This is a genomic window from Nocardioides sp. IC4_145, from assembly GCF_011250565.1.
GTDB lineage: Bacteria > Actinomycetota > Actinomycetes > Propionibacteriales > Nocardioidaceae > Nocardioides.
The window spans coordinates 68,946-81,237 of the sequence record NZ_JAANMS010000013.1; the positions used below are offsets into that span (position 1 = coordinate 68,946).

Here is a 12,292-nt window from a genome sequence, read left to right on the forward strand (position 1 = left end):
GGGGTGTCAACACCGTTGACCCAGGGTGGTGGTTCCTGGGTGAGAAGTCCGGCGGATGTGCCCGAACCGGTTGACGCGGCGCCGATGTGCCGACATCTTGACGCGTGTCGAGTGACCCGAGTCACACCCCGGGCCTCGACCAACGACCGGGTCAAGGGGAGGCAGGGGCATGGCGGAGAACGTGCAGCAGCTGGTGCGGGAGCGGGCCGAGGACGACGGGGTCGCGATCCGGTACGGCGACCGGACCTGGACCTGGCGCGAGCACGTCGCCGAGGCCTCGGCGGAGGCGTCCGCGCTGCTCGGCCTCGTCGACACCCACCGGCCCGTGCACGTCGCCGTGCTGCTCGGCAACACCCCCGACATGCTCCGGTCGATGGCGGCCGCGGCGCTGGGCGGCTACGTCCTCTGCGGCATCAACACCACCCGGCGCGGGGCGGGCCTCGCCTCCGACGTACGGCGGTGCGACGCCCAGGTGCTGCTCACCGACGTCGAGCACCGCCCGCTGCTCGACGGGCTCGACCCCGATCGGGACCTCGGCGGCGTGCGCGTCGTGGAGATCGGCTCGGACGAGCACGCCGCGCTCGTCGCGGGCGCCGGGCCGCTGGTCCCGCTCCGCGAGGTCGAGGCCATGGACACGTTCATGATGATCTTCACCTCCGGCACCAGCGGCGACCCGAAGGCCGTGCAGGTCGCGCACCTGATGGTGCTCTTCTCCGGCATGAACCTCGTGGACCGGTTCTCGCTGACCTCCGAGGACGTCTGCTACCTCTCGATGCCGCTCTTCCACTCCAACGCGGTCGTCGCGGGCTGGGCGCCGGCCCTCGGCGCGGGCGCGACGATGGTGCCGGCGAAGTTCTCCGCCTCGCGGTTCCTCGACGACGTGCGGCGCCACGGCGTGACGTACATGAATTACGTCGGCAAGCCGCTCGCCTACGTGCTGGCCACGCCCGAGCGGCCCGACGACGCCGACAACACGCTGCGCGTGGCGTTCGGCAACGAGGCCAGCGACCGCGACATCGAGGAGTTCTCGACGCGGTTCGGGTGCGACGTGATGGACGGCTTCGGCTCGACCGAGCTGGCGGTCATCATCCTGCGCGAGCCCGGCACGCCTCCGGGCTCGATCGGCAAGGGCATGCCCGATGTCGGCATCTACGACCACGAGACCGTCACCGAGTGCGAGGTCGCGCAGTTCGACGAGCACGGCGCGCTGGTCAACGCCGACCGGGCCGTCGGCGAGCTGGTCAACACCCAGGGCGCCGGCTACTTCCAGGGCTACTACAACGACCAGGGCGCCAACGAGGAGCGGATGCGCCACGGGATGTACTGGTCCGGCGACCTCGCCTACCGCGACGCCGACGGCTGGATCTACCTTGCCGGTCGCACCGCCGACTGGATGCGTGTCGACGGGGAGAACCTCGCCGCCGCCCCCATCGAGCGGATCCTCCTGCGCCTCCCGCAGCTCAACCGGGTCGCCGTGTACGCCGTCCCCGACGGCAACGTCGGCGACCAGGTCATGGCCGCGATCGTGCTCCAGGACGACGCCACGCTCTCGCCGGCCGAGCTCGAGGCGTTCCTCGCCGACCAGCCCGACCTGTCCCCGAAGGCCTGGCCGCGCTACGTCCGCATCGCACCGGACCTCCCCGCCACCGCCACCAACAAGGTCGTCAAGCGCGAGCTCATCGCCCAGGGCCCCACCGCCGGCAACGGCGAGCTCTGGGTCCGCGAGGAGCGCGGCCGCTCCTACGCCCCCGCCGGCGCGGCTGTCCCCGCCTGACCCCTCCGCTGGCTGAGCAGCGAAGGCCCTCTGGCGGCCTGAGCGTGTCGAAGCCCGGTGGGGGGCGCAGGGCCCTGCCCGAAGTCGCCGGGTTTCGACACGGCTCGCCGGCGCTCGCCTGCTCAACCAGCGGTCGCTCGCGTCGCTCGCCTGCTCGACCAACGGGTGGGGAGTTGTCCAGAACTGGTTGCACTGCGCCGAGAACACGTTCTAGATTGGACATGTGTCCAGTCAGGTGTCCACCAGTCCTCGCCAGGGGCTCGGGTCCAAGCGCGCGGAGACCGTCGAGCGGCTCTTCGCCGCAGGCCTCGAGGAGCTGGACGAGGTCGGGCACGGGGCGCTGACGATCCGGTCGGTGGCGAGCCGGGCGGGGGTGTCGCCGGCGACGGCGTACACCTACTTCGCCTCCAAGAACCACCTCTTCGCCGAGCTGTTCTGGCGCTACCTCGCCGAGGACGCCGACCACGACCCGCAGGGCGCGGACGCGGTCGCCCGCGTCCAGGACGTCACCCGTCGGATGGCCGAGCGGCTGGCGGCCAGCCCGGCGCTGGCGGCCGCGGTGACCCCGGCGCTGCTCAGCTCCGACGCCGACGTGGCGCGGCTGCGGCTGCGGATCGGCGGGGAGTTCCTGGACCGGTTCGCCCGGGCGCTGGGGGAGCAGGCGGACCCGGCCGTGCTGGAGGCGCTGGTGCTGGCGTTCTCCGGGGCGCTGCTGCAGGCAGGCATGGGCGTCATGACCTACACCGACATGGGCGAGCGGCTCGACGCCGTGGTCGCCGCGATCCTGGAGGGCCACGCGTGACCACGACTGCAGACCCCGCGGCCGCGCCGCTGGTCCTCGACCCCTACGACTACGCCTTCCACGAGGACCCCTACCCGACGTACGCCCGGCTCCGCGCCGAGTCCCCGCTCCACCACAACGCCGAGCACGACTTCTGGGCGCTCAGCCGCCACGCCGACGTAGCAGCCGCGGTGCGGGACGACGAGACGTTCTCCAACGCGATGGGTGTCTCGCTCGACAGGAGCGCCTGGGGCCCGCACGCCCACAAGGTCATGTCGTTCCTCGCGATGGACGCGCCGCACCAGTCGCGGCTGCGCTCGCTGGTCTCCCGGGCGTTCACCCCGCGCCGGGTCCGCGAGCTCGAGCCGCGGGTGCAGGCGCTCACCGAGCACTACCTCGGGCTCGCGCTCGACGGGGCCGCCGGCGGCGACGAGGTCGAGCTGGACTGGATCACCGCGTTCGCCGGCAAGCTCCCCATGGACGTCATCTCCGAGATGATGGGTGTGCCGCCGGCCGACCGCGACGAGGTACGCCGCCTGGCCGACCTGGTGGTTCACCGCGAGGAGGGCGTCCACGACGTCCCGCCGGCCGGCATGGAGGCGGCGCTGACGCTGGTCGGCTACTACGCCGAGATGCTCGCCGAGCGCCGACGCGCGCCGAGCGAGGACCTCACCAGCGCGCTGCTCGAGGCCCGGATCGACGACGGCAGCGCTGACGGCGACCGGCTCGGTGACGACGAGATCATCGCGTTCCTCTTCCTCATGGTGGTCGCCGGCAACGAGACGACGACCAAGCTGCTCGGCAACGCGCTGTTCCACCTCACCGCGAACCCGGCCCAGCTCGACGACGTGCTGAGCGCCGGGCCGGGGTCGGACGGGCTGGTCGTGCCGTGGATCGAGGAGACGCTGCGCCACGACACCTCCAGCCAGATGGTGGCCCGCCACCTCAAGCGCGACCTCGAGCTCCACGGCACCGTGGCGCCGGCCGGGTCCAAGCTGCTGCTCCTGCTCGGCTCGGCCAACCGCGACGAGCGGGTCTTCACCGAGCCGACGGTCTTCGACCTGCACCGCGACAAGGCGGAGCTCTCGCAGATCCTCAGCTTCGGGGGCGGCCGGCACTTCTGCCTGGGCGCCAACCTCGCCCGGCTCGAGGCCCGGGTCGTGCTGGACCACCTCGTGCGCACCGCCGGCGGGCTCGAGGTCGACCACGACGCCGCGGTGCGCGTCCACTCCACGAGCGTGCGCGGCTTCGCCTCGCTCCCGACCCGCATCCGGTTGAGGTGAGGACGCGATGAGCGCGAGCAAGTACGCCCAGCCCGAGCGCCGCCCGGCCGTCGTCGCCGGCGCGTCGTCCGGCATCGGCGCCGAGACGGCCCGGGCCCTGGCCGGGTCGGGCTTCCCGGTCGCGCTGGGCGCGCGGCGTACCGACCGGTGCGAGGAGCTTGCCGCAGCCATCCGCGCCGACGGCGGCGAGGCCGTCGCCCACCCGCTGGACGTCTCGTCCGACGAGTCGGTCGCCGACTTCGCGGCCAAGGTGCAGGCCGACCTCGGCGACGTCGAGGTGGTCATCAGCAACGCCGGCCTGGTCGGTCCCGGCCGGCTGCTCAAGGTCGGGACCGAGCGGTTCGGTCGCGAGCTCGACGTCAACCTCGTCGGCCCCTACCGGTTGCTCCACACCTTCGTGCCCGGCATGGTCGAGCGGCGCCGCGGCGACATCCTCTTCGTCTCCTCCGACGTCGCGCTGCGGGCCCGGCCGTTCATGTCGGCCTACAGCGCCGGCAAGTCCGGCCTCGAGGGGCTCGTCGAGTCGCTCCAGATGGAGCTCGAGGGCACCGGCGTCCGCGCTTCGGTCGTCCGGCCCGGGCCCACCTGGAGCGAGATGGGCGGGGACTGGGACGCCGACGAGGCCGCCTTCGTGCTCGACCAGTGGGTCCGCTTCGGGCTGGCCCGCCACCCGCACTTCCTCAAGGCGCGCGCGATCGCCGACGCGATCACCACTGTCGTCAGCGCCCCCCGCGGCGTCCACATCAGCCCGGTGGACGTCAACCCCGAAGCACCAGTGGAGGAACCGTCATGAGCACCACCACGCCGCAGGACCTGCTGGCCGACGTCCCGGAGGTCTCGACGGTCCTCGACGACCAGAGCCCCGAGGTGCCGGAGATCATCCGCGGCACCGGCCACCTGCCCGAGATGCGGGTCGACCCGATCGGCCTGTTCCACCGGGTCCGCGAGGAGTGCGGCGACATCGGCCGCTTCCGGCTCGCCGACAAGGACGTCGTGCTGGTCACCGGCGCGGAGGCGAACGAGGCGTTCTTCCGTGCCCCGGACAGCACGCTCGACCAGGCGGCGGCGTACCCCTTCATGACCCCGATCTTCGGCCAGGGCGTCGTCTTCGACGCCAGCCCGGAGGAGCGGCAGCAGATGCTGAAGAACCAGGCGCTGCGCGGCGACATGATGCGCGGCCACGCGCAGACCATCGAGGCCGAGATCCGTCGGATGGTCGCCGACTGGGGCGACGAGGGCGAGATCGACCTGCTCGACTTCTTCGCCGAGCTCACGATCTACACCACCTCCGCGTGCCTGATCGGCAAGCCGTTCCGCGAGGAGCTCGACGTCCGGTTCGCGCAGCTCTACCACGAGCTCGAGCACGGCACCGACGCGATCGCGTACGTCGACGCGTACGCCGACATCGACTCCTTCCGCCGTCGCGACGCCGCCCGCGAGGGGCTCGTCGCCCTCGTGCAGGGGATCATCGACCGCCGCGTCGAGCGCGGGCCGGTGCCGCGCGAGGAGCGCGACCTGCTCGACGTGCTGATCTCGCTGGAGATGTCGGCCGACTACGTGACCGGCATCTTCATCTCGATGATGTTCGCCGGTCACCACACCAGCAGCGGCACCGCGTCCTGGGCGATGATCGAGCTGCTGCGCCACCCCGACGTGATGGCGCAGGTGGTGGCCGAGCTCGACGACCTCTACAGCGATGGCTCGGAGGTGTCCTTCCAGGCCCTGCGGTCGATCCCGGTGCTGGAGTCGGCGCTCAAGGAGACGCTGCGGCTGCACCCGCCGCTGGTCATCCTGATGCGGCTGGCCCAGGAGGACTTCGAGCTGCTGGGCCGCACGATCCCCGCCGGCACCGTCGTCGCCTCCTCGCCGCGGGTCTCGAACCGGATCGAGGAGGACTTCCCGAAGGCGGACGCCTTCGACCCGGGCCGCTACCTCGACCCGCGCCAGGAGGACCTGCAGAACCGCTGGACCTGGATCCCGTTCGGCGCCGGTCGGCACCGCTGCGTCGGCAACGCCTTCGCGATGATGCAGATGAAGGCGATCTTCTCCGTCGTCCTGCGCGACTTCGAGTTCGAGGCGGCGCAGCCCCTGGACTCCTACCGCGACGACTTCACCAAGATGGTGATCCAGCTCGAGCAGCCCTGCCGCGTGCGCTACCGCCGCCGGCCCGGCCGATGAGCGGGATGCGCGTCGTCGCCGACCTCGACCTCTGCCAGGGGCACCAGCTCTGCCAGGGCGAGGCGCCGGACGTCTTCGGCTTCGACGAGGACGCCGACGTCGTCGTCGTGCTCGAGAAGCACCCCGACGAGGCGCGCCGCGCCGACGTCACCCAGGCCGTGAAGTACTGCCCCGCCTTCGCGCTGACCATCGAGGACGGGGCCACCGAGGAAGAGGACCGACCATGACCGGGACCACCACCGACCTGACCCGCGCCGAGCTCGAGGCCTTCTGGGACGGCTGGCTGGCCGTCAACCGCGAGGCCGAGCGCCAGGGCGACTGGCGCGTGCTCGCCGAGGAGTACGCCGAGGACGCCAGCTACGGCTGGATGTACTCCGTCGACGAGCACTTCATGGCCGTCGGTCGCGACCAGATCCGCGACTGGGCCATCGGCATCGAGATGGACGGCTTCGACGGCTGGCACTACGACTACGTCGCGACCGTCATGGATGAGAAGAACGGCATGGTCGTCGGCTTCTGGAAGCAGCGATCGGGGATCGTCGACGACGCCACCGGCAAGGAGTACGAGATCCTCGGCATCGGCGGCTCGTGGTTCGGCATCGAGCGGCAGACCGGCGGCGCGGACGACGGGCAGCTGAAGATCGCCTGGCAGCGCGACTGGTTCGACATGCCCTCGACGGCGCACACGTTCATGGAGATCCTCAAGTCCGGGAAGGCGCCCGACACGCTCCTGGCGCGGATGAAGGTCTCCGGCCACGGCGTCCCCGGGCACTACCACCTCGCCGACATCCCCTCGCCGGTCTGGCCGCCGCCGGTCGAGGCCGGCCTGCACGTGCGGCCCGGGCCGACGGCATGAGCGGGCTGGCGAGCCCGCCCGCCCAGCAGCTGGTCGACGGCAAGCTGGTCCCGGCGAGCGACGGGACGACGTACCCCATCCTCAACCCCGCCACCGGCGAGGTCATCGGCCACGCCCCGGACGGGACCGCCGCGGACGTCGAGGCGGCGATCGCGGCGGCGCGGCGGGCGTTCGACGAGAGCGCGTGGTCCACCGACGTGGCGCTGCGCGTGCGCTGTCTGCGCCAACTGCACGCCGCGCTGCTCGAGGAGGCCGAGGCGGTCAAGGCGCTGACGACGGCCGAGGTCGGCATGCCGGGCTTCATGATGGGCGCGGCCGGCTTCGACGTCCCCGTCGACGGGCTGCGGTGGGTCACCGACCTGCTGGAGGACTACGAGTTCGAGACCGACCTCGGTGTCGCGAAGCCGATGGGCATCGCGTCGCGACGGACGGTGCGGCGCGAGCCGGTCGGCGTCGTCGCCGCGATCAGCCCGTGGAACGTGCCGACCCAGATCAACCTCGCCAAGATCGGTCCCGCCCTGGCCGCCGGCTGCACGGTCGTGCTGAAGCCCGCCCCGGACACCCCGTGGGTCGCGGCCGAGCTGGGACGGCTGGTCGCCGAGCGCACCGACATCCCCGCCGGCGTGCTCAACGTCGTCACCCCGCGCAGCAACGAGGTCGCCTCCGTGCTCGCCAGCGACCCGCGCATCGACATGGTGTCCTTCACCGGCTCCACCGCCACCGGACGGGCGATCATGGCGGCGGCAGCGCCGACGCTGAAGAAGGTCTTCCTCGAGCTCGGCGGCAAGTCCGCGGCGATCGCGCTCGACGACGCCGACGTGGCCTCGGTCGCCGGCGCCACGGCGTTCGCGGCGTGCATCCACGCCGGGCAGGGCTGCGCGATCACCACCCGGCTGGTGGTGCCGCGTGAGAAGTACGACGAGGCGGTGCAGGTCGCGGCGGCGACGATGGAGTCGATCGGCATCAAGGACCCGGCCGACCCGAGCGCGATCTGCGGGCCGGTCATCTCGCAGGTCCAGCGCAACCGCGTCGAGGCCTACCTGCGGCTGGCCGAGGAGGAGGGCGGCACGTTCGCCACCGGCGGCCACGTCCTCGACGACCGGCCCGGCTACTGGGTCGCGCCGACCGTCGTCGCGGGCCTCGACAGCTCCTCGCGGCTCGCCCAGGAAGAGGTCTTCGGACCGGTGCTGGTGGTCCTGCCGCACGACGGGGACGACGACGCCGTCCGGATCGCCAACGACTCGGCGTACGGGCTCTCCGGGTCGGTCGACTCCGGCTCGCTCGAGCGCGCGAAGGCCGTCGCCGACCGGATCCGCACCGGCACGCTCGCGGTCAACGGCGGGGTGTGGTTCAGCCCCGACGTGCCGTTCGGCGGCTACAAGCAGTCCGGGCTTGGCCGGGAGATGGGCGTCGCCGGCTTCGAGGAGTACCTCGAGACCAAGACCCTCGCCTTCCCCGCGTGAATGCCCTTCCGGCTGGTTGGGGAGGTTGCGCAGCAACGCACCGGCTGGTTGAGGAGGTTGCGCAGCAACCGTCTCGAAACCCCAAGACCTACGAAGAAGGACCACCATGAGACTCCAGGACAAGGTCGTCGTCGTGACCGGCGCGGCGCAGGGCATCGGCGAGGCGTACGCCCGGGCGCTGGCCGCCGAGGGCGCGTCGGTCGTCGTGGCCGACCTCAACGCCGAAGCCGGCGAGAAGGTCGCCGCGGACGTCGGCGGCCTCTTCGTGCGCACCGACGTCTCCTCCCACGAGGACGCGGCGGCGCTTGTGACCGCGACGTTCGAGCGGTACGGCGGCATCGACGGGTTGGTCAACAACGCGGCCATCTACGGGGACATGCAGTTCGACCTGCTGATCAGCGTCGACTGGGACTACTACCGCACGTTCATGAGCGTGAACATGGACGGCGCGCTGGTGATGACCCGCGCGGTCTACCCGGAGATGCAGAAGCGCGGTGGGGGCGCGATCGTCAACCAGAGCTCGACGGCGGCCTACCTCTACTCGGGCTTCTACGGACTGGCCAAGGTCGGCGTCAACGGCCTCACCCAGCAGCTCGCCCACGAGCTGGGCGGCATGGGCATCCGGGTCAACGCGATCGCGCCGGGCCCCACCGACACCGAGGCGACCCGCACCCAGGCGGGCGGGGCGTCCAAGGAGCTGGTGAAGTCGCTGGCGATCAAGCGGATGGGCCAGCCCGAGGACATGGTCGGCGCCTGCGTCTTCCTGCTCTCCGACGAGGCCTCGTGGGTGACCGGCCAGATCCTGGCCGTCGACGGCGGCCAGACCTTCCGCCCGTGACCACCTCGACGACACAGGTCGGGTTCGTCGGGCTCGGCAGCATCGGCAAGCCGATGGCGCTCCGGCTCGCGGCCGGGGAGGCCCTCGACGTCCACGTGTACGACGTCGCGACGGGGCCGCTGGCCGAGCTCGAGGCGGCGGGGGCGAAGGTCGGCGGGTCGGTGGCGGAGGTCGCTGCCGCGGTCGACGTGCTGTGCGTGATGGTGCGCGACGACGACCAGGTGCGAGCCGTGCTCGACGAGGCGCTGACCACCGCCCGCGAAGGGATGGTGTTCGTCGTGCACTCCACCGTTGCGCCCGGCACCCCCAGTGAGCTGGCCGACCTCGCCGCGCGCTCCGGCGTACGGCTCCTCGACGCGCCGGTCAGCGGCGGCCCCATGGGCGCGGCCGACGGCACGCTGGCAATCCTGGTCGGCGGGGAGGACGAGGCGTTCGCGGCGGCCCGGCCGGCGCTGGAGGCGATGGGCACCAAGGTCGTGCACACCGGCCCGGTCGGGTCGGGCACGCGCTTCAAGCTGGCGCGCAACCTCATGCACTTCGTGTCGTTCACCGCCGCCACCGAGGCGCAGCGGCTCGCCGAGGCCGCCGGGCTCGACCTCAAGGCGCTCGGCGACGTCGTGCGCCACACCGACGCGATCACTGGCGGGCCGGGCGCGATCATGCACCGCGAGACCGCTGCGCCGATCGCGCCGGACGACTTCTGGCACGGGGTGTTCTCCCACGTCGTGGCGCTGGGGGAGAAGGACCTCGGGTTCGCGGTCGCGCTGGCCGACGAGCTCGGCGTCGAGGTGCCGCTCGCGCGGCTCGCGGAGCAGCGACTGAGGAAGGGACTGGGACTGTGAACGAGGACCGCACCGCCAAGTTCGACCACCTCCCCGAGACCCGCCGCCGTGGGCTGGAGAAGATGGAGGAGGTCTACGGCTTCGAGATGTCCGACGGCGACGGCGACTTCTTCCGCTACACCGCCGACCACCTCTTCGCCGACATCTGGACCCGCCCCGGCCTCTCCGACCGTGACCGGCGGCTGCTGCTCATCGGCATGCTCGCCGGCCAGGGCGCCGCGGACGTGCTCGGCATCCAGGTGCCCGCCGCCCACGCCAACGGGGAGCTCGACGACGAGGCGCTGCGTGAGATCGTGGTGTTCGTGAGCCACTACGCCGGCTGGCCCAACGGGGCCCGCCTCAACTCGATCGTCGAGGACACCATCGCGAAGGCAGCCCGTCGAGCCGCGCGCGCGGCCGACCGGGCCGAGCAGGCGGGGGAGCAGTCCTGAGCACTGCGACCGCCGTCCGTCCGCTCACCCTCGCCGACCTGGACCGGGTCGTCGCGCTCCTCGAGCGTCGCCTCACCCGCACGGCCGCTTGGGCGCCGCGGTTGTGGCGACCTGCCGAGCAGGCGTCCGCGGTGCTCCGGGCGATGGCAGAGCGGATGCTCGCCGCGCCCGACGCCGTCTGCCTCGGCACCGACGACGCGGTGCTCCTGGGCGTACGCCGCGGCGCCGGCGTCGTCGTCGACCACCTGGAGTCCGCCGGCGACGACCCCGATGCGCTCGCCCGGCTGCTGACCAGCGTGCCGGCCGACGCGGGGGAGGTGCGCGTCTTCACCCCGGTCGCCGACGAGGTGCGGATCGCCGCGACCGACGCCGCCGGCCTCGCCGTCACCGGCCGCTGGTGGGTCCGCGACCTGCCCGTCACCCTCGCGGTCGCCGCGAACCTCGCCGCCCCGAGGCCGGGCTACTCCCTCGCCCCGGCCCCGCCCTTCCACGACCCCGGCGGCCCGATCGCGGTCATCGGCAAGGCCACCTCGGCCCAGGAGCTGGTCGAGCTCGGCGTCGACGCCGCCGCGCGCGATGCCCGGGTCGCCGTCGTCATCGCCGGCGCGGGCTCGCCGCTCGAAGAGCTCGCCGCTGAGGCGGCGTACCGCCCGGTTGCGGAGCTGCGGGTGCGCTGACGGTCGCCGGCCCAGCACCGCCCTCAGCGTCGACCGGCAACTACGTCGCTCCGCCGTTGGTGCGCCAGGAGGTGTCGGCGCCCCAGTGCGACTCGAGCAGCGGCCTCGTCCATCTGGATCGGGCCGCGACTCCCGAGCCCCTACACCACCAACCTGTTGACGGACTTGGTGATCCGCCCGTCCTTGTTCTCCAGGAACACGATCTCCCCGAACTCGACGTGCGACCAGCCGTCGCTGTCCTCGGTCAGGGCCTCGGAAGCGAAGATGGCGGCCGACGCCTCGTCCTCGTCGCAGGCCACGAAGTCGTAGGACGTGTCGTCGCTAGGGACGTGGCGACCGATCAGCAGGTACATCGGCTCCAGGAGCATCGAGAGGGCGAAGTCGTCCGTGCCCGGGCCGGACTCTCGTAGCTCCTTCCAGTCACCGACCGGGTTCGCCTCGCCCTGGTGCCCGAGGCCGACGTTGATCCCGACGATCCGGTTCGGCGAGACCAGGGCCATCTTCAGCTTGGTCAGGGCCGGGAGGTCGAGGTCCTTCATCGCTTGCGCGATGACTCCGACCATGTGCTCGACCGCGCGTTGGACGTCCTCGTCGCTGTCGCCGTCGAGGAGGGAGAGCAGGAGCACGTAGAGGAACTCTGTGTCCGTCGAGCCCCGCATCTGCTTCAGGTACCTGTCCTGGCAGTGCTGCAGCAGCTCCCGCTGCAGGAGCATCCAGTTCGGCATGTCGCCGTTCTGGGCGACGATCCAGGGAGTCTCGTCGAAGGAGAAGGGGTGGCAGTTCTCGTCGACCATGACGGTCGTCGAGTTGTAGAGGGCTGCGCGCACGTGGGCGAGCATCGTGCTCGCCTGGAGGCTCGGGATGATGTGGTCGGCGTTGTCGTCGTAGAACGCAGGCATGGGCCGGCGGTAGATGAGGGGATCCTCCGGCTTGAGCAGGTGCTCGCTCCAGGCGCCGAAACCCCAGCCCGCCAGCTGGAGGTCCGGGTAGTGCTCAGGGTCGAGCGCCTGGTTCACCAGGCTGTTCGACGGCGTGAGCAGCAGGCTCTCGAGCGGGGTCTCGGGCCCGATGTAGGCGAGCACTCGGCACATACGGGTCCTTCGCTGCCGGGGAACGGGACGCGACTGCGTCCGCGAGCGTCGCCACCCTACGGGCAGGTCGGGAAGGGG

The 12,292-nt window shown here is 71.9% G+C and carries 13 protein-coding genes; 12 read left to right on the top strand and 1 reads right to left on the bottom strand.

Features of this window, described 5'->3' with window-relative positions; translation table 11 throughout:
* The first annotated feature begins 169 nt into the window (after nt 1-169).
* The 12 genes from fadD1 to G6553_RS08155 all read left to right on the top strand — a co-directional run bounded on the left by fadD1 (nt 170) and on the right by G6553_RS08155 (nt 11,123).
* On the top strand, nt 170-1,774 hold the full coding sequence (gene fadD1 / locus G6553_RS08100; protein WP_166190866.1) for a fatty-acid--CoA ligase FadD1: 1,605 nt from the start codon (nt 170-172) through the stop codon (nt 1,772-1,774).
* 223 nt (nt 1,775-1,997) lie between these two features.
* Nucleotides 1,998-2,576, top strand: coding sequence for a TetR/AcrR family transcriptional regulator (locus G6553_RS08105; RefSeq protein WP_166190868.1), 579 nt, complete (start codon nt 1,998-2,000; stop codon nt 2,574-2,576).
* Nucleotides 2,573-3,838, top strand: coding sequence for a cytochrome P450 (locus tag G6553_RS08110; protein ID WP_347565586.1), 1,266 nt, complete (start codon nt 2,573-2,575; stop codon nt 3,836-3,838). Before G6553_RS08105 ends, G6553_RS08110 begins: the two co-directional genes overlap by 4 nt.
* Before the next feature lie 7 nt (nt 3,839-3,845).
* Nucleotides 3,846-4,631 carry an SDR family oxidoreductase gene (locus G6553_RS08115; protein ID WP_166190870.1) on the top strand — a complete coding sequence of 262 codons (786 nt, stop codon included), beginning with the start codon at nt 3,846-3,848 and terminating at the stop codon, nt 4,629-4,631.
* Nucleotides 4,628-6,016 carry a cytochrome P450 gene (locus G6553_RS08120; protein ID WP_166190872.1) on the top strand — a complete coding sequence of 463 codons (1,389 nt, stop codon included), beginning with the start codon at nt 4,628-4,630 and terminating at the stop codon, nt 6,014-6,016. The genes G6553_RS08115 and G6553_RS08120 overlap by 4 nt, the downstream gene beginning before the upstream one ends.
* Nucleotides 6,013-6,243, top strand: a complete 231-nt coding sequence (locus G6553_RS08125) for a ferredoxin (RefSeq protein WP_207619503.1) — start codon at nt 6,013-6,015, stop codon at nt 6,241-6,243. The genes G6553_RS08120 and G6553_RS08125 overlap by 4 nt, the downstream gene beginning before the upstream one ends.
* Entirely contained in the window at nt 6,240-6,872 is a 633-nt protein-coding gene (locus G6553_RS08130; RefSeq protein WP_166190874.1) for a nuclear transport factor 2 family protein, read from the top strand. The genes G6553_RS08125 and G6553_RS08130 overlap by 4 nt, the downstream gene beginning before the upstream one ends.
* Complete coding sequence (locus tag G6553_RS08135) at nt 6,869-8,335, top strand: aldehyde dehydrogenase (RefSeq protein ID WP_166190876.1); 1,467 nt, start codon at nt 6,869-6,871, stop codon at nt 8,333-8,335. The genes G6553_RS08130 and G6553_RS08135 overlap by 4 nt, the downstream gene beginning before the upstream one ends.
* Nucleotides 8,336-8,441: 106 nt before the next feature.
* The gene (locus G6553_RS08140) at nt 8,442-9,173 is read left to right on the top strand and encodes an SDR family oxidoreductase (RefSeq protein ID WP_166190878.1); all 732 of its coding nucleotides are present in this window, start codon (nt 8,442-8,444) and stop codon (nt 9,171-9,173) included.
* Entirely contained in the window at nt 9,170-10,015 is an 846-nt protein-coding gene (locus tag G6553_RS08145) for an NAD(P)-dependent oxidoreductase (RefSeq protein ID WP_166190880.1), read from the top strand. Before G6553_RS08140 ends, G6553_RS08145 begins: the two co-directional genes overlap by 4 nt.
* Nucleotides 10,012-10,446 (top strand): carboxymuconolactone decarboxylase family protein, encoded by a 435-nt coding sequence (locus tag G6553_RS08150; RefSeq protein ID WP_347565587.1) that lies wholly within the window; start codon nt 10,012-10,014, stop codon nt 10,444-10,446. Before G6553_RS08145 ends, G6553_RS08150 begins: the two co-directional genes overlap by 4 nt.
* A gap of 131 nt (nt 10,447-10,577) precedes the next feature.
* A complete protein-coding gene (locus G6553_RS08155; protein ID WP_166190882.1) occupies nt 10,578-11,123 on the top strand; it encodes a hypothetical protein in 546 nt (181 codons plus the stop codon).
* Between the two features lie 140 nt (nt 11,124-11,263).
* On the opposite strand, the gene G6553_RS08160 is transcribed toward G6553_RS08155, so the two are convergent.
* Nucleotides 11,264-12,214, bottom strand: a complete 951-nt coding sequence (locus G6553_RS08160) for a class II glutamine amidotransferase (RefSeq protein ID WP_166190884.1) — start codon at nt 12,212-12,214, stop codon at nt 11,264-11,266.
* Nucleotides 12,215-12,292: the final 78 nt, after the last annotated feature.